The sequence below is a fragment of the Microbulbifer litoralis genome (genome assembly GCF_023634065.1).
Taxonomy (GTDB): domain Bacteria; phylum Pseudomonadota; class Gammaproteobacteria; order Pseudomonadales; family Cellvibrionaceae; genus Microbulbifer; species Microbulbifer litoralis.
Genome location: NZ_JALKCV010000008.1, coordinates 149088 through 173165 on the forward strand (window position 1 = coordinate 149088; position 24078 = coordinate 173165).

Annotated in this window: 21 protein-coding genes; 14 read left to right on the forward strand and 7 right to left on the reverse strand. The window is 62.6% G+C overall.

Annotated elements, in window-relative coordinates; genetic code table 11:
- Window positions 1-47 precede the first annotated feature (47 nt).
- Window positions 48-1358: an endo alpha-1,4 polygalactosaminidase gene (locus MWN76_RS13450; RefSeq protein ID WP_250461952.1), complete on the forward strand. Its 1311-nt coding sequence runs from the start codon at window positions 48-50 to the stop codon at window positions 1356-1358.
- Between the two features lie 9 nt (window positions 1359-1367).
- A complete protein-coding gene (locus MWN76_RS13455; RefSeq protein ID WP_250461953.1) occupies window positions 1368-3320 on the forward strand; it encodes an NPCBM/NEW2 domain-containing protein in 1953 nt (650 codons plus the stop codon).
- 249 nt (window positions 3321-3569) lie between these two features.
- Here the strand turns inward: MWN76_RS13455 and MWN76_RS13460 are convergent, their stop codons facing one another.
- Entirely contained in the window at window positions 3570-3899 is a 330-nt protein-coding gene (locus MWN76_RS13460; protein ID WP_250461954.1) for a winged helix-turn-helix transcriptional regulator, read from the reverse strand.
- Window positions 3900-4039: 140 nt separating this feature from the next.
- Between MWN76_RS13460 and MWN76_RS13465 the strand changes: the two genes are divergently transcribed.
- Window positions 4040-5026, forward strand: a complete 987-nt coding sequence (locus MWN76_RS13465; RefSeq protein ID WP_250461955.1) for an NADPH:quinone reductase — start codon at window positions 4040-4042, stop codon at window positions 5024-5026.
- A 62-nt stretch (window positions 5027-5088) separates the two neighbouring features.
- On the opposite strand, the gene MWN76_RS13470 is transcribed toward MWN76_RS13465, so the two are convergent.
- On the reverse strand, window positions 5089-5313 hold the full coding sequence (locus MWN76_RS13470) for a helix-turn-helix domain-containing protein (RefSeq protein ID WP_250461956.1): 225 nt from the start codon (window positions 5311-5313) through the stop codon (window positions 5089-5091).
- Window positions 5314-5440: 127 nt separating this feature from the next.
- On the opposite strand from MWN76_RS13470, the gene MWN76_RS13475 reads away from it, so the two are divergent.
- The 9 genes from MWN76_RS13475 (at window position 5441) to MWN76_RS13515 (ending at window position 15727) form a co-directional block, all read left to right on the forward strand.
- Complete coding sequence (locus tag MWN76_RS13475) at window positions 5441-5674, forward strand: hypothetical protein (protein ID WP_250461958.1); 234 nt, start codon at window positions 5441-5443, stop codon at window positions 5672-5674.
- 187 nt (window positions 5675-5861) lie between these two features.
- Window positions 5862-6068, forward strand: coding sequence for a DUF1656 domain-containing protein (locus tag MWN76_RS13480; protein ID WP_250461959.1), 207 nt, complete (start codon window positions 5862-5864; stop codon window positions 6066-6068).
- Window positions 6069-6071: 3 nt separating this feature from the next.
- Window positions 6072-6932, forward strand: coding sequence for an efflux RND transporter periplasmic adaptor subunit (locus MWN76_RS13485; protein ID WP_250461960.1), 861 nt, complete (start codon window positions 6072-6074; stop codon window positions 6930-6932).
- A gap of 13 nt (window positions 6933-6945) precedes the next feature.
- Window positions 6946-9045 (forward strand): FUSC family protein, encoded by a 2100-nt coding sequence (locus tag MWN76_RS13490; RefSeq protein ID WP_250461961.1) that lies wholly within the window; start codon window positions 6946-6948, stop codon window positions 9043-9045.
- A gap of 144 nt (window positions 9046-9189) precedes the next feature.
- Window positions 9190-10002 (forward strand): hypothetical protein, encoded by an 813-nt coding sequence (locus tag MWN76_RS13495; RefSeq protein WP_250461962.1) that lies wholly within the window; start codon window positions 9190-9192, stop codon window positions 10000-10002.
- A gap of 86 nt (window positions 10003-10088) precedes the next feature.
- Complete coding sequence (locus MWN76_RS13500; RefSeq protein WP_250461963.1) at window positions 10089-11135, forward strand: type 2 periplasmic-binding domain-containing protein; 1047 nt, start codon at window positions 10089-10091, stop codon at window positions 11133-11135.
- Complete coding sequence (locus MWN76_RS13505) at window positions 11132-12688, forward strand: ABC transporter permease (protein ID WP_250461964.1); 1557 nt, start codon at window positions 11132-11134, stop codon at window positions 12686-12688. The genes MWN76_RS13500 and MWN76_RS13505 overlap by 4 nt, the downstream gene beginning before the upstream one ends.
- Window positions 12689-12705: 17 nt before the next feature.
- Window positions 12706-13704, forward strand: coding sequence for an ABC transporter ATP-binding protein (locus MWN76_RS13510; protein ID WP_250461965.1), 999 nt, complete (start codon window positions 12706-12708; stop codon window positions 13702-13704).
- Window positions 13705-13729: 25 nt separating this feature from the next.
- On the forward strand, window positions 13730-15727 hold the full coding sequence (locus tag MWN76_RS13515; protein WP_250461966.1) for a metallophosphoesterase family protein: 1998 nt from the start codon (window positions 13730-13732) through the stop codon (window positions 15725-15727).
- A 59-nt stretch (window positions 15728-15786) separates the two neighbouring features.
- Here MWN76_RS13515 and MWN76_RS13520 read toward each other — a convergent pair whose 3' ends face one another.
- Window positions 15787-16632 carry a LytR/AlgR family response regulator transcription factor gene (locus tag MWN76_RS13520; RefSeq protein WP_250461967.1) on the reverse strand — a complete coding sequence of 282 codons (846 nt, stop codon included), beginning with the start codon at window positions 16630-16632 and terminating at the stop codon, window positions 15787-15789.
- 271 nt (window positions 16633-16903) lie between these two features.
- Between MWN76_RS13520 and MWN76_RS13525 the strand changes: the two genes are divergently transcribed.
- Together MWN76_RS13525 and MWN76_RS13530 are read left to right on the forward strand one after the other, a co-directional pair.
- Complete coding sequence (locus MWN76_RS13525) at window positions 16904-17383, forward strand: (2Fe-2S)-binding protein (protein WP_250461968.1); 480 nt, start codon at window positions 16904-16906, stop codon at window positions 17381-17383.
- Entirely contained in the window at window positions 17380-19569 is a 2190-nt protein-coding gene (locus MWN76_RS13530; RefSeq protein ID WP_250461970.1) for a xanthine dehydrogenase family protein molybdopterin-binding subunit, read from the forward strand. The genes MWN76_RS13525 and MWN76_RS13530 overlap by 4 nt, the downstream gene beginning before the upstream one ends.
- Window positions 19570-19848: 279 nt before the next feature.
- On the opposite strand, the gene MWN76_RS13535 is transcribed toward MWN76_RS13530, so the two are convergent.
- From MWN76_RS13535 to MWN76_RS13550, 4 genes are all read right to left on the reverse strand, one after another.
- Complete coding sequence (locus MWN76_RS13535) at window positions 19849-20898, reverse strand: OmpA family protein (protein ID WP_250461972.1); 1050 nt, start codon at window positions 20896-20898, stop codon at window positions 19849-19851.
- 179 nt (window positions 20899-21077) lie between these two features.
- The gene (locus tag MWN76_RS13540) at window positions 21078-22136 is read right to left on the reverse strand and encodes an OmpA family protein (RefSeq protein WP_250461974.1); all 1059 of its coding nucleotides are present in this window, start codon (window positions 22134-22136) and stop codon (window positions 21078-21080) included.
- Window positions 22137-22367: 231 nt separating this feature from the next.
- Entirely contained in the window at window positions 22368-23168 is an 801-nt protein-coding gene (locus tag MWN76_RS13545) for a TrmH family RNA methyltransferase (RefSeq protein WP_250461975.1), read from the reverse strand.
- Window positions 23165-24031, reverse strand: coding sequence for a Rossmann-like and DUF2520 domain-containing protein (locus tag MWN76_RS13550; RefSeq protein WP_250461977.1), 867 nt, complete (start codon window positions 24029-24031; stop codon window positions 23165-23167). The genes MWN76_RS13545 and MWN76_RS13550 overlap by 4 nt, the downstream gene beginning before the upstream one ends.
- Window positions 24032-24078: the final 47 nt, after the last annotated feature.

The window sequence follows — 24078 nt, forward strand, 5'->3', positions numbered from 1 at the left end:
GATTATATCGACGAATACCGATAGAAAATATTGATAAGGAAAGCGAAATGTCAAAGATCAACATCGTGCAACTGGTAATACTGTCGGCGGCACTGCTGGCCGGTGCCTGTCGGGCCGAAACCCTCTATGTCGACAGTATCAACGTATCCCAGGGGCAGATCAGCAACCAGCCGATAGAGGTGTTGAAAACACAGGACCAGGCCGGACAGCAGGACAATTGGTCTACCTACCTGGAGGCGGCACCCGGCAGCGCCCGGTTTGTTGGCCAGTTCCTTTTCAATGCGCCGTCACCTCAACCGGGGACTTCGTGGCAAAGCCTTGCACTGAAGGTCAACACGATTGGTGAGGCCAAGGCGGCGCAGCGCTGGGTGTTTCAACTGCGCGACTTTGTTGACGGAAAATGGGTGACTCTGGGTGACAATGCGGGCGCTGCCAACTGGCAGTGGTATGCGCAGAACCTGGTTGTCCAACAGAACCCTGAGCGTTACATCAACGCCAGCGGGCTTATCAAGGTCCGTTACCGTTCCAACAACAACCTGGATGTCAGCAATGTCGATTTAATGACCATCGAGCTGCAGGGTAGCGAGCAAGGCGGTGGTAATGGCGATTGGTGGAAACCCACTCCCGCCCAGAACCTGACTTGGCAGTGGCAGATAAACGGAACCCTGGATACCAGCTTCGACGTGGATATGTACGATGTCGATCTGTTTGATACCCCGGCTGCACAAATCCAGGATTTGAAAGATCAGGGACGGACTGTCATCTGCTACTTCAGTGCCGGTACTTATGAAGGATGGCGTGAAGACTGGCAGCTGTTTTTTCCCTTTATCACCGATGAACAGTACACGGGCAATGAGCCGCCCTTTGCGGGCAACATGGCGGATTGGGACGAGCGTTGGCTGGATATTCGCCGTATTGATCTGTTGACCGACATCATGGGGGCGCGGTTGGACCTGGCTGTCAGTAAAGGCTGTGACGGTGTCGAGCCGGACAATATGGATGCCTATACCAATGGCGACGAAACCGGTCTTCCACTGATTGGTGCCGACCAGCTGGCCTATAACCGCTGGATCGCCCAGGAGGCCCATGCCCGGGGACTTTCCGTCGGTCTCAAAAATGATGTGGGTCAGTTGGCCGACCTGGTTGGAGACTTTGATTGGGCGCTCAATGAGCAGTGTTTTGAATACAACGAGTGCAGCGGTTATCAGGTTTTCATCAACGCGGGCAAAGCGGTGTTTGGTGTGGAGTATACCGGTGAGCCGGCGCAATTCTGCCCACAGGCCAACAATATGAACCTGTCCTGGCTGAAAAAGCAGTTGTCTTTGAATAGCTGGCGGATCGGCTGCGAAGATTATTGAAGCAATGATATGAAAAAGACAACTCCCTGTTTTGGTATAGTCATATTCCTTCTATGTATTGGCGCGCGGGCCGAAATGCCCAATGAGCCGGCGGAAATGTCTTTGGACGCCCGGCTTTCCCCAAGTGGTCATTGGTCTGCATTCACCGGAGGTAACGCCAGTACTCCGCCGATGGGTTGGAACTCCTGGAATGCGTTCAGAACCGAAGTTGATGAAGGCAAAGTGATGGGCGCGGCAAAGACCATCGTGGATTCCGGACTGGCAAAGAAAGGTTACAGATACATCAATATCGACGATGGCTGGTGGTTGAAAAGACGCCAGTCCGACGACCGGATTGTCATACGCACCTCCATCTTTCCCAGCGCCGACCTGGGTGAAAAGCGGGACACCAGTTTTCGCCCGTTTGTAGAGCGCATACACAATATGGGGTTGAAAGCGGGGATCTACACGGACGTGGGGCGCAATGCCTGCTCTCAGGTTTGGGATTTGCACAGCCCAAACCTGCCAGAAGGGTCAACGGCGGAGCGTGAGGTCGGCCTCTGGAATCACCTGCCGGGGGACATTGCGCTGTTCTTCGAAGAGTGGGGGTTTGATTATGTGAAGGTCGATGCTTGTGGTATTGCCGACTATAGCGCGAGCAAGGAGTTTGTTTCCGAGTTCGACTATCAATCCTTTGAGCCTCTTATCGTAAGGGGAGATTTACCCAGCACCGACGTCGCCGCCGTAGAGGGGCTCTATCGCAATCTGAGTGCCACCCTGGGTCGTTCGAACCCCGATAATGATTACATCTTGTCGATATGCACCTGGGGCACGGCCAACGTCCGGTCGTGGGGCAAGAATCATGGCAACCTGTGGCGCACCAGCGAAGATATACGCAACAGTTGGGATAGTATGTTGCATGTTTTCGACAGCGCAGTGACCAGGGCCTTGTTCGCGGGACCCGGAAACTGGAACGACCCGGATATGCTGTATATAGGCCACGGCGATTTCGATGAGGATCATCTGACTGAAGCGAAAAGCCATTTTGCGCTTTGGTCTGTGATTGCTGCGCCGTTAATGATCGGTTTTGATTTGAGGAACGCTCCGCAATCCCTGCTGAATATATGGGGTGCAGAGGAGATCATAGCTGTGAACCAGGATCCCGCGGGCAACCAGGGAGTACTGGCTTATGACGGCGAGAATGCTCAGGTTATTGTGAAGAGCTTGCAGAACTCATCGGAAAAAGCCGTTCTGCTATTTAACCGCAGTGCCGAAGCAACGCGGGTGACACTGCATGCTTCCGACTTGAATATGAGGGCGGATACTCCTGTTTCACTCAGGAACTTGTGGACAAGAAAGGATCAATATCGGTTTGTAGGCGAAAAGATCTTTCAGTTAGCGCCTCATGAGTCCCTGATCTTCAAAGCCACTGGCGATAGGCAACTCAAGGATGGAATTTACTTGTCTGAAATTCCTGGCCGTATCAATGTCGCTGTCGACGGTGTGGACACGCTTGGGCTGGACCCAAAGGCCCATCGAAGATTGAGTTTGAAGCACAACCCTGAGCGAAGTGGAAGTGCTTATCGACAGCACTACCCCGGATTCGGTGGGCCCAGGGTCAATGCCTCTCCATACGGTGATAGCATCACGCTGGATGGGGAAGAATATAGAAATGGCATTGGGGTTTTGGCAAATTCACGACTGGAGGTTAAGGCGCTTGGTCAATTCGACGAACTTAGTGTTTTTGTCGGAATAGATGGCAACACTCCAGGTGGCAAGGCGAAAGTCGAATTTGTCATTTACGGTGATGGTGAGGAAATAACGTCAACCTCCGCAGAAGGTGTGAAAAGTGAGCCCCGGATGCTCAGGGCCGATGTGCGGAACGTGGATGTTATTGAACTTGTTGCACGGCAGGTGGGAGATGGTTCGTCCCCCGTTATTGTAGCTTGGGCGGATGCTGTTCTGGATTTAAAAGATAAATAGTATTTCACGGAATCTGCTATTTTCTTGGCGAAAAATAAGGCTTTCTATGGTTGTTATCTGTCGGGGAGATCGAAGCCACGGGTAAGCCACGAACACCAGGGAATCGCAACGTTCGCGGTTGACAAGTTACCTGAGAATCTCCCTTCAGGCTACGTAAAGTCCACTCGAACATGACACCCAATATTTACTGATCAGGTGGCATGGCCGTGTCTCCTGATTTCAGGGAAGTACGGCATCGCGTGTGGCCCGTTAGTACTGCTGATTGGCGATATGGTTTTCTCCCCATTGTTTCATCGCTTCCAGTATCGGGGCGAGCGTTGTTCCGAAACCGGTCAGTGAGTACTCGACCCGGGGAGGCACTTCCGGAAAGACTTCCCGGTTGACGATGCCGTCGACTTCAAGCTGGCGCAGTTGTAGTGTCAGGGAGCGCTGGGTGACGCCGCCTATCAGTTTTCGCAGTTCGCCAAACCTTTTGGTTCCCCCCAGCAGGTAGTGAATGATCAGCGGTTTCCATTTGCCGCCCATGACATCGACGGTGGCCTCGACGGCACAGATATATTCCTTGCGTGGCGAACTCATTGCTTGGCCTGCTCTATAGTATATTTAATATCCTTAGGTATCATTATTGTGCCTACTTGTCAAAAGTATCCCTTTCTTTGATCCTGAGCGGGTAAAGGTTGGCCGAGATGGGCCGATCGCGAAACAGCCTGGAGATTGATATGAAAGCGGTTTATTACGAGCGTCAGGGGGCGGCGCGAGATGTGTTGGTCCTGGGGGAAGTTCCGGTGCCCGAGCCCGGGCCGGGGGAGGTTCGGGTCCGGGTTTATGTTTCAGGCCTGAATCCAACGGATGTCAAGGCGCGCACAGGGTTCTCTTCATCCATGGCCTTTCCCCGAATTGTTCCCCATCAGGATGGTGCCGGGGTCATCGATGCGGTAGGTGAGCAGGTATCCGCGGAGAGGATCGGAGAGCGTGTATGGATCTACGAGGCGCAACATGGCAGCGCCGATGGCACGGCAGCGGAGTACGTCGTGGTCCCGTCCCTGCAAGCGGTGACGCTGCCCGAAAATACCTCCTTTGATATTGGCGCTGCGTTGGGGATTCCAGCTCTGACGGCACACCACTGTTTGTTCGCCGATGGTGAACTTCGTGGTCGCCGGGTTTTGGTGCACGGCGGCGCCGGTGTCGTGGGGACTGCGGCCATCCTGCTGGCCAAGTGGGCGGGAGCCTGGGTTGCGACAACAGTAGCCGGAGAAATGCAGGCGGAGGTTGCCAGGGCTAATGGCGCAGACTTGATTATTGACCGGTTTGAGGAAAATGTCGCTGATGTCGTTTTACTCGCAACGGATGGCGCCGGGGTCGAACGCATTGTTGATGTGAATGTGAAATCCAACCTGGATACGGACTTGAGGTGTCTGGCCCAGGGTGGTGTCATCAGTACATATGCGGTTGATGGTGCCGAGGACGCGCTTTCGCTACCGATGCTGAAAGCAATGATGCAGGGGGTTGTCCTGCGCTTTGTCTATATCTATCACGTGCCCGATGAGGCAAAGAAAGCGGCGATCACGGATATCAATCAATGCCTCGCGGCAGGTGCATACAAGCCGAGAATTGGATTGAACCTGGTGCTCGACCGTATTGCCGAGGCGCACGAAGCACTGGAATCCGGCAGGGTGTTGGGGAAGGTGCTTATATCAAATGGTTAAGAAGGTGGTAAAAGTCAGGTTGCCCTGGCCGGTGGGAATATGCTGACCGTTGAGCACCAGCTCTATTGATCTGGCAGTAGCTCGAAGATCTCGCACTTTAAACGGCTACAAATAAGTTCCAGCATATCGATCGTCACATTCTGCTGGCCGCTTTCAATACGGGCGAGGGTGGACTGGCTGATAGCCAGTTTTTTGGCAAACTCTTGCTGGCCCAGTCCCATGGCGTTCCGCCTGGCCCGGAGCTGGCGGGCGAGGACTTTGCGGAATTTCAGTTGATTGCTACCCATACATGGGTTGTAAGGTAGATCGCAACCCACATGTGGGTAATTTCCTGCTGACCATGGTTCTATAGGCGATATCCGGAGTGGGAGGAAATCCCTGGCGTTTTGGATTTGATTAACGGAGGGTAGGGGAGTGCATCACCAGTTTACCGGCAGTCTGCAAGCGGAGCTGTCATCGCGAGCCAGATTGGAGGAGGATCTCTATCTCCAGGTGGACAAGCTGGTGGCCCTGGTGTCGGTACAGGCCGCCCTGGATAGCGGCGATTACCAGCCGGGCCCGGCAGTTCGCAATCATTACTCTCTGGTTGTCGAAGAGCACGCCCTTGCCATTCGCAGGCTTCTGGAACAGCTGTTCGGCAACTCTTAATACCGGTTCAAGTTGACTTGGCCTCTCCCGCTCACAGCCGGGAACGGAATCGGCGCCGATCTGTGGGCCAGGTTTGGACCCGGCGTTCTCCACGAACCTCTTCCCCTGCATGTAATTGCTAGTCTTTCATGGATTACCGGCGCCGTTTTGTGTCCGGCGGTGGCTTTTTGCGGAGAGCGAAGCATCCATGCTGCACGAACTGGGATTTGGCGGAATGCTGTTCAGCCCCATGGTGGTGTTTGTCCCCATTGCCCTGGCGCTGACGTTCGTTTCGCACCTGCTACTGCACCAGTTGGATCTGCGCCGGCTGCTGTGGCGGGAGGCCTGGTTCGATGTCGGGCTTTTCGTCTGTTACCTGGCACTGGTGGTTTATTTCGTCGGGAGCCGGGTCTGACCGATGGGAAAGCTGTTGCGTATAGGGGTCACCCTGGTGGTCGTGGCAGCCGCCATTGCAGCCGGTACCTGGGTCTGGAACCACTACCTGTATTCGCCCTGGACGCGCGACGGCCGGGTTCGCGCCGATGTCATCATCATCGCGCCGGATGTGTCCGGTTGGGTGACCCGGCTGGCGGTCAAGAATCAGCAGCGGGTGGGAAAGGGCGACCTGCTGTTTGCGATCGACGACGCCCGCTTCAAGCCGGAAGTCGCCGAGGCCAGGGCTTTGGTGGAGCAGAAGCGGGTGGCCTGGGAACTCGCCAGGCACCAGGACCGGCGGCGCCGGCGCCTGTCCGCGCGCGATGCCATCAGCGAGGAGGATGTGGACATCTACCGTATCCAGGCGGAGGCCGCGAAGGCCGACTACGACCTGGCCCGGGCGCAACTGGAAGCGGCCCTGATCGACCTGGAGCGGGTGCAGGTGGTGGCGCCCGAAAGCGGTATCGTCAGCAACCTGACGCTGCGCCAGGGCAATTACGCCACCCGCGGTGCGCCGGTGCTGTCCCTGATCGAGACCGGTTCCTTTTATGTCACCGGCTATTTCGAGGAGACCAAGCTGCAACTGGTGCACGTGGGGCAGACTGCCCGAATCCGGCTGATGGGCAGCGACCGCATGCTGACGGGCAGGGTGGTCAGCATTGCGGGGGGCATTGCCGACAGCAATACCAATGGCAACAGCCAGTTGCTGCCGGAGGTCCAGCAGGTCTTCAACTGGGTGCGGCTGGCGCAGCGCATCCCGGTGGATATCGCGCTGGACCCGCTGCCCGAGGGCGTGAATATCAGTGCCGGCATGACCGTGTCGATCTATCTCGATCGAGAGTAGCGGGGCCCGGATCGTGACGCTGCCTTCCGTACTCGCCCAGTTGTTGATGCCGGACCGGCGCGCGGTCATCTTTGCCTTCAAGGGCGTCCTCGCCATGGCGTTGGCGCTGTATGTCGCCATGTACCTGCAACTGGAGCGCCCTTACTGGGCGCTGGTCTCCGCGGTTTTCCTGCAGATACGCCCGGAGAGCGGGCTGGTGGTGGAAAAGGCGCTGTGCCAGATTATCGGATCGGTGGCGGGTGGGGTGGTCGGTATCCTGATCCTGGCCTTCCTGTCGGCCTATCCGGTCCCGGCGCTGGGATGCCTGGCGCTGTGGATCGGCTTCAATTCCGCCGCGGCGTCCATGGTCCACAGCACCAATTACATCTACGCCTTCGCGATGGCGGGCATGACCGCCGGGCTGGTGGTGATCCTGGTGATGGCGGATGCGAGCACGACGGACAGCGAGGCCATTTTTGCCATCGCGCGCGCGCGGATCAGTGAGATCAGCGTCGGGGCCATCTGCGCCATGCTGGTCAGCCGGCTGGTGTGGCCGGTGACGGTCAAGGACAACCTGCGCTTTCACGCCCGTACCGCCATCAACCGGACCCTGGAATACCTCGCGCTGGAACTGGATCCGGACAGCAGCCGCGCGCAGCGGCGCGAACAGACGGATCCGATCCTGGAAACCCTGGTGGCCGTCAACGACGATTCCAGCGCGGCGGTCTACGAGGGCCCCGAGGGGCCGGGCAGGGCGCGGGCGGCGAGCCTGCTGTGCAATCGCATCCTGTCGTTGCTGGCGGTGGCGCAGATTCTCGGCCGCTTCCGTCGCGAACACGCGGACCAGGTTTCGCCGGCATTCGCCGGGCTGCTGTCAGTGCTGCGCGCGCGGCTCCGCCGGATTGTTGAGACGGACAGTTACGGCGAAGCCTACCGGTTGTCGCAGGCGCTGCGCCGCGAACTCATGGACAGGTGCGCCGGCTGGGAGGGGGAGTCGGCCATCGTTTCCCGCATGGGGCAGACAGCGGTGGAAATGGTTGGCGACCTGGCGGTGGTACTGCGGGCCTACAACGCCCTGCAATACCGGGACCGGACCCTGTTGAATGCCCCCAGCCTGAAAACCCATCGCGATCCGCTGATCGGCGCAGTCAACGGTTTTCGCACCGCGGTGGTCTTCACCATCGGGGCCTTTGTCTGGATCCAGACAGCCAGCCCGGCGGCGATCATGCTGATGATCCTGCCGGTGGTCTTTTCCGTCATGTTCGCGCGCTTCTCGCTGGTGGCGCTGTCATCCATATTGCCGCGATTGCTGGTCGGGGTCGTGGTATCCATCCCGGTGGCATTGCTGTTCGGGCTGGGGCTGTTGTCCCGCGGCAGTGGTGACTTCGAGATACTGGTGCTGGTTCTGGCGGGGCCGTACTTTGCCGGCCTGCTGGTGCTCGCCAACCAGGAGACACTGCCCTACGGCCTGGGTTTCTGTATCCCGTTTACGCTGATTACCCAGCCGAGCAACAACATGACCTTCGATGCGGGGGCGGCGGTCAGCACCGCGCTGGGGCTGCTCGTCGGTATCGGTATCCTGTTCTGGGTTTTCCGGCTGATTTCACCGCCGGACAGCCAGTTGCTGCAGCGGCGCCTGATCCACTCGACCGCGCGGGACCTCAGGGATCTGGATAATCACGATCAGCCGGAGGACTGGTTCAACGGCCGCATGGGCGAGCGATTGTTGCGACTGGCCAATTACGACCGGGCCGGTGGCTCCGCTGAGCGGCATATGACCGACCTGGGTTTTACCGGCCTCAACCTGGGGCATGTATCCGTCCGCCTGCGCCGGCTGGTCCAGGACCACCGCTCGCCGGTCGTCGACCGGCGGCTGCGGGAATGGCAGCGGGTGTTGTCGGACACCTATCTCAAGAGTGCCCGCGGCGAAGTGAACCCGGAATTTCGGCGAGCCAGCGAACGCCTTCTGCAGGCGATCCGCCGCACCGGCGAGCCGACCCGGCAGGCGGCCATCATCGAGGGCCTGTTTGAACGCCTGGCCATGACACTCGAGCGGACTGCGCGCGAGATTGCGGAGATCTCTCCGGGTGGGATTGCCGATTGGGTGGATGGCGCCGACGGGCCGCGTCCCTGAAGTAGCCGCCAAGCCGCGCCATCGTGGCGGGGCTGCGATCCGCGGCAATACACCGCTTCGCCCGCGCATTCCGTCCCGCGACGCTTTATCTCTCCTTTGATAATGAGTATCATTTCTGGCCAATTCACGGAGGGGGACATTCCTATGCAATCTTTATCGCGAGTGCGGAATCAATTCGGCCTGCTGTTCGGCCTGTTCGCCATGCTGGCGGCGGGCCAGGTTTCTGCCCACGGCGCTGTCGGTGACCACGTCAACGACCTGAAGGGACACCTGGACCAGTACACCGAAGAGGTACAGTGGCTGATCGGTAAATTCGGCGGCGTCGTCGACACCTACGAAAAGCGGGGCCAGAAGGCCGCGGACTCCGATGCGCTGGCGGGCTTCTGGGAAGAGGTGGATTTCCATCTCGCCATCGAGACCAACCACGTCCCCACCTATGCCAGCATCTGGCAGGGAATCTACGGTATCAAGCAGGCCATCGATAAAGGCGCGCCGGTGAGCGCGGTGCGTGAAGAGCAGGTCGAGCTGGAGCACACCCTGTGGCAGGCCCTGGGCGCCGTGAAGCTGGCGGCCCAGTACCAGGAGAAAGGCCTGCTGGCCGAGGTGCAGACCACCGAAAACGAACCGACCACCATGCCGGCGACCCTGGAGGACATCAAGCACCGCCTGGACCGCGTGGTGGCCAAGTACGCCGAGAAGCTGCCGGAGGCCGCAACCACCATCGTTCACGATACCTACCTGCAGCGTTTCGAAGGGGTTGAAGGTGCGCTGATCGAACAGGATGCGGCGCTGGTGGAAGACCTGGAAAAAGACTTCAACGTGACACTGCCACAGGCGCTGAAGCGCAACGCGTCGGTCGACGATGTGCGCGACGTGGTCAAGGCCATGCAGGTCAAGCTGGACAGGGCCAAGGCGCTGCTGGTGAAAGCGGAGAAAGACCGCAAGGACGTTTTCTGACGCTGTTCGGTTTAGAATCCGTTTTTTTATCGAATCGCCACGCCGTACAGGCGGGGTGGCGGGCGCGGAACTGTAGGGGGTATCAAATGCAGCGCAGAACTTTTGTACAGGCGCTGGCCGCGGCCGGCGCCCTGGGCGGTCTGCCGTTTTCGGTCGGCCGCAGCCTGGCGGCCGCGGGCAAATCGGGCGGTGCCGTATCGGTCGATGACTTGCCGCCGCTGGAAGGGGATATCACCCTCTACCTGGGGCGCGGCGAGGGCGGTCTCTACGAGAATGTGCTCGAGGCCATCCGCAAGCGCAATCCCAAACTGAACCTGCAGATCCGCCGCGGCTCCACCGCTGCGCTGGCCAACACCATCGTCGCCGAGGCCAGGGCGGGTGTGCGCCGCGCGGATATCTTCTGGGCGGTGGATTCCGGGGCCATCGGCATGGTCTCGGATGCGGGGCTGGCGCGACAGCTGCCGGCGGACCTGACCGGGCAACTCAAGACCGGTTTTCGCTACCCGCAGTGGGCGCCGGTCACCGGCCGTATCCGCACACTGCCGTACAATACCGGGCGGCTGGCGCCGGAGCAGATTCCCGACAGCGTGATGGCACTGGCGGACAGCGATTTTTCCATCGGCTGGGCGCCGGCCTACGCCTCCTTCCAGTCGTTCGTGACCGCCATGCGCCTGCTGGAAGGCGACAAGGTCACCGGCGACTGGCTGCGGGGAATCAAGGCGCGCGCCAAGAGCTACGCCGGCGAGCTGGGCGTGGTGATGGGCGTCGAGCGCGGCGAAGTGGACCTGGGCTTTGCCAACCACTACTACACGCTGCGACTGAAATCCGGTAAGCCCGATGCCAGTGTCGACCTGGCATTCAGCAACGGCGACGCCGGCTGCCTGGTGAACGCATCCGGTATCCTGGCGCTGAGCGAGGGCGACCTGCCGATCAATTTCATCCGCTACCTGCTGACCCGCGAAGTGCAGTCCTACCTGGCCTCGGAAGCCTATGAGATTCCACTGGTCGAGGGCGTGGCTGCGCCGCAGGGGCTGCCGCCGCTGGATACCATTTCGCCGCCGAAAGTGGACCTGACCCAGCTGGCCGATCTGCGCCCGACACTTGACCTGATGCGCAGTGTCGGGGTGCTATGACGCTGCGATCCATCGCCCGCTGGCCCCGGTTTGATTGGCCCGGGTCCTATCCGCTGGCGCTGCTGATAGCGCTGCTGGCGCTGGCGCCGGTAAGCGTGCTTTTCTGGCTGGCGGTAGACAGCGCACAGCTGTTCGATGCCCACAACCTGCGGGTGCTCACCAACACACTGTTGCTGATGGTGTTTACGGTGTTGGGCTCCATCGCGATCGGTGTGCCGCTGGCGCTGGTCACTGCCTATGTCCAGATGCCCTGGCGGCGGCTGTGGCTGATCCTGCTGGCGGCACCGCTGGCCATCCCCAGCTATATCGGTGCCTTTACCCTCTACGCAGCCTTCGGTCCGGGAGGCGAGATCGAAAACCTGTCGGGGCTGGAGACGCCCGCGGTGAACGGACTGCCGGGCGCTGCGCTGGTGATGACACTCTACTCCTATCCCTTCGTGATGCTGACCACGCGCGCCTCGCTGCTGAGCCTCGACGCCAGCCTGGTCAACGCGGCCCGTACCCTGGGCATGACGGTGGCCGCCAGTCTCTGGCGGGTGGTGTTGCCGCGTGCGATCACCGGCATCACCGCCGGCGGCCTGCTGGTGGCCCTGTACACACTGTCGGACTTCGGTACCCCGGCCATCATGCGCCTGGATACCTTTACCCGCGTCATTTTTGTCGAGTACAACGCGTTCGGCCTCAGCCAGGCGGCAATGCTGTCGCTGCAGTTGCTGGTGATCGTCGGCCTGGTGCTGTTCCTGGAGTCCCGTGTGCGCGGCAGCGCGGAAAAACCCGGCCGCCAGCTGACGCTGTGGCCCGGCCGCTGGCAGAAACTGCTGACCCTGCTGGCGGTGGCGCCGGTGACGCTGCTGGCGGTGGTACTGCCGCTGTTGGTGTTTGGCGTCTGGCTGCTGCGCGAGGGCGCTGGCGGCTTCGATTTCCGCTACGCCTGGAACTCCGTGCACGCCTCTTTCCTGGCCGCGCTGGCGGCGGTGGTGCTGGCGGTGCCGGTGGCCCATGCGGCCATTGCCGGCAGGGCGGGGCGCCTGATGGAGCGGGTGACCTATTTCGGTTTCGGTGTGCCCGGTATCGTCATGGGCACGGCGCTGGTCTATATCGGTTTGCAACTGCCGTTCCTGTACCAGACCCTGGGGCTACTGGTTCTGGCCTATGTGCTGCGCTTCCTGCCGCTGGCGGTGGGCTCGGTGCGCTCCACCGCCGAGGGGCTGGATCCCAGCCTGGTGAAGGCCGCGCGCCTGCTCGGCGCCAGCCCGCGGGAGGCATTCCGGCGTGTGACCCTGCCGCTGACACTGCGCGGCATGGTGGCCGGCGCGGCGCTGGTGTTCCTGGAGGCCATGCGCGAACTGCCGGCGACGCTGTTGCTGGGCCCCACCGGCTTCGAAACCCTGGCCACCTACTTGTGGCGCGTGTACGAAGCGGGGTATTTTGGCCGCGCGGCCATTCCCGGACTGTTGCTGGTGCTGATGTCGGCGCTGGGGCTGGCCCTGATGTTGTCCGGCGAGCGCCGGGCCGAATTCGAAGTTTTGGAGAGTCCCCAAGGTCAATGCTGAAGGTTAGCAATCTGTCCGTGAATTACGGTTCCACCCGCGTGGTGGAGAACCTCGACCTGGCGCTGGCGGACGACGAAGTCCTGATGCTGGTGGGCCCCACCGGCTGTGGCAAAACCACCATCCTGCAGGCGCTGGCCGGCCTGATCCCGATTTCCAGGGGAGAGATCCTGCTGGGAACCCGGCGATCCACACCATCCAGTACCGTGCCGCCGGAGAAGCGCAATGTGGGCATGGTGTTCCAGGATTTCGCGCTCTTCCCGCACCTCACCGTCGAGCAGAATGTGTGTTTCCGGCTGACCGACACGGCACTGGCCGACCACTGGCTGAAACTGCTGGGCCTGGACGATTTCCGCTACGCCAAACCCAACCGCCTGTCCGGCGGCCAGAAGCAGCGGGTCGCACTGGCCCGCACCCTGGCCCACGAGCCGGCCTTTATCCTGCTGGACGAACCCCTGTCCAACCTGGACGCGGCACTCAAGGACAGCCTGCGCTGGGAAATCCGCGCGGCACTGAAGACCGCCGGCGTGCCGGCCATCTGGGTCACTCACGACCAGGAAGAGGCGCTGTCCGTGGGCGACCGCGTCGGCATCCTGAACGGCGGTAAACTGGAACAGCTGGATACGCCGGAAAAGTGTTTCTCCGAACCGGCCAGCCGCTTCGTGGCCCGCTTCCTCGGCGAGGCCAGTTTCCTGCCCGGTCAATTGCGGGGCGAGCAGGTCTCGACCGCGCTGGGCCCGGCGCCGGGCATTCCCGTCGACGGTGCCAGCGGCGAGGTCGACCTGCTGGTGCGCCCGGACGACCTGTCGCTGACGCCGCTGGCCAGCGGCAACGGCGTGATAGACTGGGTGCGCTACGAGGGCTGTTCTCGGCTCTACGCGGTCAATATCGACGGCGGCTCGCAGTTGAAAGTGCGGGTCAGCCACGAGGTCCGGGCCGAGCCCGGCGAGCGCGTGCAGCTGGCTGTCACCACCACCCACCCGCTGGCGGTGTTCCCGCGCGGCGCGGCCCCCTGTTGATTGCATGCAATCCCGGCAGCAACCGGTGAACGGCGCCCCTGAATCGCCGCAGCATCGCGGGACGGGGGATCTCCTGCCGCCGGTGTTGGCCGGCCCCATTGTCCGGCGGGCGACCGCCGACGGCCTGGCCCTGTGGCTGGTGACATCGGTCGCGGCAACTTTGCGCCTGCGCCTGACCGCGGCCGGCTCGTCGATGGAGCGCGACCTGGACGGGGAGGAGGTCCGGAGGATCCCGTTCGGCGAACGGGCTTTCCTGTGCCTGGTCCAGGTGGCGTTCGACGAGCCTGTGCCCGAAGGCAGCCTGGTGGGTTACGACCTGGGGCTGGCGTCTGCCGACGGCGCAGGCGATGCGCTCGCCTGGATCCGGGACTGGGCCCCACACCTGTGTCGGCCCGGCGTCAGCCACCCCGACTACGTCGTGAAGCAGCGCCTCGACCGGGTTTTCCACGGTTCCTGCCGGCGCCCGCACCATCCGGCCGGCGACGGGCTGGTGCGGGTCGATGCCGAGGTGGCGGCCGCCGGCGACGATGTGGAAGCGCGCCCGGCGCTGTTGCTGCTGACCGGTGACCAGGTCTATGTGGACGATGTCGCCGGGCCGACATTGAGCGCCATCCACCAGTTGATCGAGCGGCTGGGGCTGTTCGAGGAGCGGGTGCCCGATGCCGAGGTGGCCGACAGCAGGGTACTGCGCGCCGATTCCCGCACCTTTTACCACCGCCATCAACTGCTGCCGGCCACCGAGCGCAACGTGGCTCTGGTCGAGCGGTTCTTCGGTGGTGCCCGCAAGCCGGTTTTCTCCTCCGCCAATGCCCGCAATCACCTGATTTCCCTGGCGGAAGTCATGGCCATGTACCTGCTGGCCTGGTCGCCGGTATGCTGGCGACTGGTCGACCTGGCGCTGCCGTCACTGGCCGCGCAGGAGGCCGATGACTACCGGCGGGAGCGGCAGTGCATCGAGCGCTTTATCGACGAACTGCCCCGCGCGGCCAGGGCACTGGCCCATATCCCCACCTACATGATCTTTGACGATCACGATGTCACCGATGACTGGAACCTGTCCGCACTGTGGGAAACGACGGTCTACGAGCACGCTTTCTCGCGGCGTATTGTCGGCAACGCGCTGATCGGCTACCTGCTGTGCCAGGGCTGGGGCAATGAACCGGCGGCCTTCGGCGAGCTGCTGCCGCAGGTTGCGGATCTGGTGCGGGAGGTCGATGCGGACGGGTTCCTGCCGGAGCGGACCCACGATGAATTGGTCGATGCATTGCTGCGCTTCGGCCGGTGGCACTACCGCCTGCCGACGTCGCCGCCGGTGGTGGTGCTGGACACCCGCACCCATCGCTGGCGCAGCGAGATTGCCCCGGGCCGCCCGTCCGGGCTGATGGACTGGGAGGCGCTGACCGAATTCCAACAGTCGGTGATGGGCGAGAGCGCCGTGATCGTGGTATCGCCGGCGCCCATGTTCGGTGTCAAGCTGATCGAGGTGTTGCAGCAACTGTTCACATTTATCGGCCGGCCGCTGGTAGTGGATGCCGAAAACTGGATGGCCCACCGCGGTGCGGCCAGTGTGCTGCTGAATATTTTCGGTCACTCGGGCACGCCGGAAACCTTTGTCGTCCTCTCCGGCGATGTGCACTACTCCTTTGCCTACGACGTGCGCCTGCGCCACCGCTCCGCCAGCCCGAGGATCTGGCAGGTGACCAGCAGCGGCATCAAGAATGAATTCCCGCAGCGACTGCTGGAATTCCTGGATCGTCTGAACCGCTGGCTGTACGCGCCGCGCTCGCCGCTGAACTGGTTTACCAAGCGCCGCCGGATGCGTATCAGCCCCAGGTTGCCCACCGGGCGGGAAGCCGGTGAGCGGCTGTGGAACCAGTCGGGCATCGGCCTGGTCGAGCTGGACGGGCGGGGTGCGCCGAGCGCGATTCGCCAGTTGAATGCCGGCAGTGGCGGCACCCGCTTCCGGGAGAAAAATGATACCGATGGAGAGGAAGGGGCGACGACGTTCCGCGTCAGCCTGTAGGGGGCTGCCCACAGGCGCAAAGAGCGGGGGCTGCGGGAAATTCGCCTGCAGGTTGGCTCCTACCGCTCGCCCTGCTCACTGCGGGAATCCGAATTGAGTCGATAGCGGTACAGTTGCCCGCGGTAACTCTTGCTCAGGGGCAGGCGCCGGCCGGAGCGCATTTGCAGTGTGTGATTGCCCGGTGCGATGCGCTCGATCTCGCGGATATTGACGATATGCGAGCGGTGCGAGCGCAGGAACAGGCTGTCCGGCAGGGTCGCCTGGAGTTGTTTCATGGTCGCACGTATCAGGTAGGTTTCGCCGCCGCTGTACACCTCCACATAGTTGCCCGCCGCGGTCAGGGATTCGATCTGCCGGAAAGCCAGCAGTTTTTTGCCGCTGCCCCTGTCGACCATCAGGTGTTCCCGCTGCGCGGATCCGCTCCCGCCGTCCCGCGCGGTGTCCCCTCCATCCCCTCCATTCAGCCCGGCCGGCCCCGGCTGACGCAGGAAGAAATACCAGATGCCCAGTACCACCAGCAGCGCCGCCAGGTGCCGCGGCAGGTGTACTACCAGCGTGCTGGCAATCCCCCGGTCCGCGCCGAAACTGTCCATCACCACACGGCAGGTTAGCGACAGGGCCAGAACGAAAACCAGTAGCAGTGGCAGTTGCCGCACCAGCCGCAGCCCCGCACTGCGATGGGGGCGCAGCAGGTTGAAGACCAGCATCGTCAGCAGGATCCAGAAACCCCACTCCCGCAGCGCCCAGGTAAAGGATCCGTGGATATCCAGCGGCGTGGTCCTGACCACCAGCTGGTGCACGATGCAGTAGCCGGTCAGCGCGATAATATAGCCGAGCCAGCCGACGCAGGCTGTGGCGATCTCCCCTGGCCGGATTTCCCTGAAGCCGAAAAACCCCTGAAGCATTACCTGTCTTATCACCGCAGCCAGCCTCCGTCCCGTGTGTCCCGATTACTGTCGATCAGTGGAATGTCCGTGCACGGCTAATCTATCACTGGCCCGCGGACCCCGCATCCCGGTCGCCGCGCGGTCGGCGGTCGTTCGTCCCGGGGTCCGGCGATTCGTCCCAGGGCCAGCGGTACATCCCCCCGGGCCCTTTAGTGTGGCAACTGCGGGAGCGCGGCCGCTTGTGGAGCTCGCGCCTGTAACGCCAATACCATCCGGGGGGAAAGCAAACATGATCCAGTTTGATGTCAATCGGCGCCGGGTCTCGGTGACAGAGGCCGACGGCGATATGCCGCTGCTGTGGTTTCTGCGCGAGTCGCTCGGCCTGACCGGTACCAAGTACGGCTGCGGTATCGGCCTGTGCGGGGCCTGCACCGTGCATATCGACGGGCGCGCGGTGCGCGCCTGCCAGCGGCCGGTCGGGACCCTGGCCGGCGCCAGTATCACGACCATCGAGGGCCTGGCCGGTGGGGCGGGAGCGTTGCACCCGTTGCAGCGGGCCTGGATGGAGGTGGATGTCCCCCAGTGCGGCTACTGCCAGAGCGGGCAGATCATGGCCGCAGCGGCGCTGTTGAAAAGCGTTCCGCAGCCGGGCAACGGCGATATCAATACCCATATGACCAACCTGTGCCGCTGCGGCAGCTACAGCCGTATTCGCCGCGCCATCCATCGCGCGGCTGGACAGTTGCAAAGTGAAGGGGAGCCGTCGTGATCAGCCGTCGTCGTTTTCTCAGGGCAGCGGGGCTCGCCGGCGGGGGATTTGCACTGTCGCTCGCCGGCGCCGCGCCAACGGCGGTGTCAGCCGGTCGCGGGGATGATGCCGGGCCCGGGCTGCTCGGCCCACTGATTGAGGTCAGCGAACACGGCGCGGTGCTGATCCGCGTCTTCAAGCAGGAAATGGGGCAGGGGGCCCAGACCGGTATCGCGATGATCGCGGCGGAGGAGCTGGAGGCAGACTGGAACGCTGTGCAGGTGCGGCGGCTCGACTTCAGCCGCGAGATCGAGGGATATGCGGAGGAGTGGGGGCGCTTCGGCACCGGCGGCAGTTACTCCGTGGAATCCGAATGGACGCTGATGCGCACCGCTGGCGCCAGTGCGCGCGAGATGCTGCGCCGCGCCGCGGCCGCGCGCTGGCGGGTCGACATACGGGACTGTATCGCCCGCAACGGCTTCGTGATCCACCGCCCCAGCGGGCGCCGCCTCGGCTATGGGGAACTGGCAGCGGCCGCGGCGCGACAACCGGTCCCCGCCGACCCGCCCCTGAAACACCCGGACGATTACTCGATTATCGGGCGCTCGCACCCCGGGTTGGAGAATCGTGCGATTGTCCGCGGCACCCTGCGCTACTCGATCGACGAGTCGCTGCCGGACATGTTGCACGCCGTACTGGTGCGTCCGCCGGTGCGGGGCAGCCGCCCGCTGTCGTTCGATGCGCGCGAGTGCCGCAAGCTCGCCGGGATCGAAAGCGTGTTCGCCGTCGAGCCCACCGCGCGCGATGCGATGTTCGACAAGGGGATTCCCGGTGGTATCGCCATTGTCGGCCACTCAACCTGGGCCTGCCTGAAAGCGCGCCGCCTGCTGGACGTGGAATGGAGCCCGGTCGAGGGAGGTGACAGCGAATCCCTCTACCGCATTTTCGATGAACTGCGGGAGATTCCCGACGTCGAGCGGCAGACCGCCGGCCGGCAACTGGCCGGTTTCGACGGTGCGGAGCGCGTGATCGAGGCGGCCTACCAGAATCCCTACATGGCCCACGGCCTGATGGAGCCGCTCTGCGCCATCGCCGATTTTTCCGATCGTAAACACCTGCAGATCTGGGCCGGCACCCAGTCGCCGCAGTACAGCGCGCATCAACTGGCGGCCAATTTCGCTATCGACAAGGCCGCCATCACCATTCACAACTACCGCATGGGCGGTGGCTATGGCCGGCGCTATTTCTGCGACTTCCTGATCGAGGCCGCGGCCATCTCGCGGGCGCTGGGCAGAAAGGTGAAGCTGACCTGGACACGCGAGGACGAAATCCGCTTCGGCGCCTACCACCCGCTGCGCCGGGATCATTACCGCGCGGCGCTGGATGCGGACGGAAATATCGACAGCCTGGCGCTGTCTTCCATCAGCACACACGAGTGGGGCGGCGGGGAGATGACCTACTTCTATGGTTTCAACCACCTGCATGTCAATTCCCATCACTACCGCGATTCGCCGGTGCAGTGGGGTTCCTGGCGCAGTGTGGTCAAGCACCAGGATACCTTCTCGCGGGAGATCTTTATCGACGAGATCGCCCGCGCGGTCGGCGCCGATCCGATCGACTACCGGATTGCGCAGACCCGGCGGCCGGCGCCGGACGATTACCGCAGTTCCCACAACGACAGCCTCGAAGCGCAGCTGCCGCAGCTGAAACGATTGCAGGTCCGGGTGCTGGAAGCCGTGGCGGAGTTGTCGCAATGGCGTAGGCCCCGCCCGAAGAATACCGGCCTGGGGGTCGCCGTTTCCGCCTATCACGACAGGAGTTTCTGCGCGCAGGTGGTGGAGGTCGAGTGCGGCGAAACCGGCTACAGGGTGGTGCGCGTGTATGTGGTTGCGGATTGCGGCCTGATCGTCAACCCGAACCTGGTGCGGGGCCAGATCGAGAGCAGTGTCCTGTGGGGCCTGACACCGGTGCTTTACGGCGGCATCGATGTCGTGGGCGGTGCCGTGCGCCAGAGCAACTTCCACGATATGCCGCTGGCAACCATGGTGGATTGTCCGGAGATGCGGATCGAGTTACACGACTTCGAGGGGCGGCCGCCGGCGGGTGTCGGCGAGTTTGCCGTCGTTCCGGTGGCGCCCGCGATCTCCAATGCCATCTTCAGTGCCACCGGCAGGCGCCTGCGCGGTTTCCCGATGCAGTTGCCCTGAGGGGGCGGGGAGGCAGTGGTCACTGTGACTCTTCAGTCCCATTCCCGCGAAACTATTTCCACAGGGAAATCAACCGTTTTCCCGTGCCGCAGTTAGCTTCTCTTGTTGTCAAGATCGTTTTATTACACTCTGTAACTTATTGATTTTTAAATGCTTCTGGCATTGATTAAGTTTTCATCACAAAAAGGTTGCAGAGTTGTCACGGGGCCTGGCGGGATTTTCCCGTGTCTTGCCCACAGAGATATCCACAGAATCTGTGAGCAAGATGGGTTGTGCCGACTACTTGAAGCGCAGTTCCACGCGGCGGTTCTGCGCGCGCCCGGCCTCGGTGTCATTGCTGGCGACCGGCTGTTCCTCGCCGTATCCCCTGGCGGTGATCCGCGAGGCGGCGATGCCGTTGTCGACCAGGTACTGGCGCACGGAATTGGCGCGCTGGTCGGAGAGGCGTTTGTTGTAGGCATCGTTGCCGAGGCTGTCGGTGTGGCCGGCCACTTCCACACTGGCGCCGGGCTGGTTGTTGAGGGCCTTCACGACCTTGTTCAGCGACCCGGTGGCGGCGGGCGTCAGCGTGGCGGAATTGAATTCAAAGCGGATGTCTTCCAGCGTGATGGTCTGTGCCTTGAGAGCGCAGCCCTCACTGTCTACGCGGGTGTTCGGCAGGGTGTCGGGACAGCGGTCGTCCTTGTCCAAAACGCCGTCGCCGTCGGAGTCTTTCGGCGGTTGCGGGGCGGGTTTGGGGGCCGGCGCCGGGGCCGGGGCCGGGGCGGGCTCGGCCGCTTTCTGGAGCGGGAAGCTGAAGCCGAGCCCAAGTTGCCAGTCGTTCATGTCATCGGCGAAATAATCCCGCAGGTAGCGCACTTCGGCGCGGATTTTCAGGCCGTTGCTGTTGATCGGCGCGCTGACAAAACCCGCCCCCAGGTTGATAAAGCCGTTGACGTCCGCGCCGCCGGGGTAGCCGTTGTTGACAGTGCCGCCGGCGCCGCCGAGCAGGAAGGGGGTATAGCCCGAGCGGTCCCGGAAGGCGTAGACCATGTCCATGCCGACGCCGGAGGTATAGAGGTTTTTGCCGCTCAGCAGATTCCTTCCGTCCGCGCGTATGCCGAATGCCTGAACCTCGGTGTACCAGGGGCCCCGCCAACCACGGCCGTAGATGGCGCGAGCGCCGTAGGCATCGTTGTCGGCACTGCGGTCACTGTCCACGCGGCTGAAGACCGGCATCAGGTCCACGTAAATATCATCCAGCCCCTCGGCGATTGCGCCGCTGGAGAGAAAGCTGCCGGAGAGGGGGAGTGAGAGGGTAAGCGGCAGCGCCAGGAGAGATCTTTTCATGGTCAATGATTTCCTTTTCATTTTTGATGGGGGAAGTGTTGATCCGGTGGGCGCGGTTGTCTACCGCGGGGCGCGAAAAGCCTGTTGTGTGTGCGCCTGTGCCGTCGAAGCGGGGGTGTATCGTCGCCGTGGGCCCATGACACGGGGAACCCCGGGAAGCCGGGGTTCCACCGGGGCGATCAGCGAAAACGCATTTCCACGCGCCGGTTCATGGCGCGACCGCTGTCGGTGGCATTGGACTCCAGCGGTTGCTGCTCGCCGTAGCCGTTGGCGGTGAGCCGGTTTGCGTCGACACCGTTGCGGACCAGGTAGGCACGGACGGAGTTGGCCCGTTGCCGGGACAGTTTCAGGTTGTAGCTGTCGTTACCGAGGCTGTCGGTGTGGCCGGCGATTTCCACCTGGTTGCCGGGCTGGCTGCGCAGGGAGCGGGCAACCTCCTGCAGGGAGTTTCTGGCGGCGGGGGTCAGTATCGCCGAATTGAATTCGAAGTGGATATCGTCCAGCGTGATGGTCTGGTTGGCCAGCACGCAGCCCTCGCTGTCCACCCGTGCGCCGGGCAGGGTATCCGGGCAGCGATCGTCCCGGTCGAGCACGCCGTCGCCATCGGAGTCCCGCAGGTTGACGTTGACCGGGCCCGTCTGCCTGGGTGCGGCGGCGTATACGGGCGCCGGGGGAGGCGGGCAGCGCAGCGGGATACTGATGCCGAAGCCCAGCTGCCAGTCGCTCATGCCGTCTTCGAAGAAATCGTACAGGTAGCGGACTTCGGCGCGCAGGCGGATACCGCGTGCGGAAATTTCCTGGCTGGTGAAGCCGGCGGCGAAATTTACAAAGGCGCTGGTGGTGTCGTCGGAATCCGGCATCACATCGTCGTAGACACCACCGAGGCCCGCCAGCAGGAAGGGGGTGTAGCCGTCGCGGTCCCCGAAGTTGTAGACCACGTCGAGGCCGACCCCGGACATGTAGTAATCCGTCTGGTCCTGGAATTCCACACTGCCGTTGGTGTTCTCGGTTTCCAGGATGGCGCCGAACACCTGCACCTCGGAATACCAGTGGCCCTGCCAGCCCCAGCCGTAGGCGGCGCGCAGGCCACCGGCCTGGCGCTCGGTGTTGCGGTCGCTGTCGACGCGGGTGAAATAGGGCGTCAGGTCGAGATAGTTGTCGGCGGGGCCTTCCGCGGCAACCGGCATCGCCGCGGTGAACAGCCCCGCAGACAGGAGCAGTGAGTGGTACAGGCGCATGGCGTTACATCCTTGTTTACTGTTATTGGTTCCGCCGCGCGCTGCCGCGGGCGGTATCGGGCCCGAAATCCTTTTCGGGACGGTCTCTTTTTACCCTTGAAGATATGTAGTTGAAACCGCCCCCTTTTCCACAAAATGGCGCGATTTTTTCGGACTTTGTGGAAAAATGAGACAGGATGTCGTCCAGGGCAAAATTCGGGGCGACAGGCTCGCCGCTCGCCCGTGAGGGGTTTAGCGGAAACTGATCAGGGCAGCGGTTACCGCCACATTGAGGCTTTCCACGCCGTTTTTCATCGGGATCCTGAGACGCTGTGTGCACTGCTCGGCGACGGCGTCGCTGACACCGTGGGTTTCGTTGCCCAGTACAAATACCGTCGCCGCACTCTTGTCGAGCCCGGTAACGGTATCGCGTGCGTGGGATGAAAGTCCGCAGACGCGCGCACCCCGCTGGCGAAATTGCGCCAGGGTGGGGGCCAGTTTTTCGCAGCGCAGCAGCCGCATTTTAAAGGCGGTGCCGGTGCTCGCCTTGATCACCAGCGGATCGATCTGCGCGCAGCCTTTCTTCGGCAGGATGATTCCGTCCATACCGCCGGCGCAGGCGGAGCGGATGATCATGCCCAGGTTCTGCGGGTTGGTAATGCCATCCAGGGCCAGCAATTCATAGGGCCTGTCGGGCATCTGCTGCAAAAATGCCTCGGCGCTGCCGTAGTGGGGCAGTGCCAGGTCCAGGGCCACACCCTGGTCCTGGCGCGCGTTCCCGGAAATACGCGATAGTCCCTTGCGATCCCAGTGGGCGATTTCGAGTTGGCGTTCGGTGGCCAGCTGCTCGATACGCGCAATCAGGTGGTCGCGGCGGTTGCTGTCGGCCAGGTGCAGTTTGTGGACCGGCAGGGACAGGTCCTCGAGTGCTTCCAGTACCGGTTTGCGCCCGTAAATGGTCAGCAGGCTGTCGTAGAAAGCGCGCTTCTGCAGGTATTCGGGGGAGTCTTCCCTGGCTCGGGATTTCCCGGGTTTTGGTTGTGGGTCTTTCACCGCGATGGTTCTTCCAGCAATTCAGTCAGGGTTTTGGCCGCGTCTTCCGGCAGTGCGCCGCGGCGGGCCAACTCTACACAGGCCAGCCCCAGTTGGCGATAGCACTGCGCCAGTTGCGGATCCGCCGCCCGCAGGGCGTCCAGCTGTGTGGCCACGGTGGCCGTATCGCCGCGCGCGATGGGGCCGGTCAGCGCCCGTTCGGGGCCGAGCTGCATATTGTTGCGGGCCGTCTGCAATACGATGGGCTGCAGCATTTGCAGCGCCCGCTCGCGATCGATACCGGCGGCGGCGAAGGTGCGCAGGCTCAGGTCCATCAGTGCGGTCAGGTAGTTGCAGGCAAAGACCGAGCCGGCGTGGTAGAGGCTTTTGTTTTCCGCTTCGATGGTCAGTGTTGTGCAGTCGAGCGCGGTAAACGCGCTGCCCAGTATGTCCAGCGCGCGCGGATCGCCCTCGAGGGCGACGCTGCTGCCGGCCAGTGTCTGCAGCGACGATTCCGGCGCGGCAAAACTGTGCACCGGGTGGGCGCTGGCGGTGGCGGCGGGTCTGCAGGGGGCGAGAACTTCCGAGCTGAGGGCGCCGCTGCAGTGAAATATTACGCTGTGCCCGCGTTCCGCGCGTCGCCCCAGGGCCCCGGCGACTGCGGTTATCTGGCCGTCGCTGGTGGCGATCAGCCAGCAGTCCGCATCCGGCATGGTGTCGATGGTGTCGACGGCGCGGCCGGCGCCGATAAAGGTCGCGGCATCGCGGGCGCTCGGCAGGCTGCGATTGCAGATGGCGGCGATTTCGAAGACCTGTCGCTGTCGCCACAGCCGGCCGAGGGTCCTGCCCAGTTTGCCGGCGCCGATGATATTGAGCGTTTGCATGGGAGTCTCATCTTCTGCCGCTGCCGGGTGCACGGCGCATCCGGCAC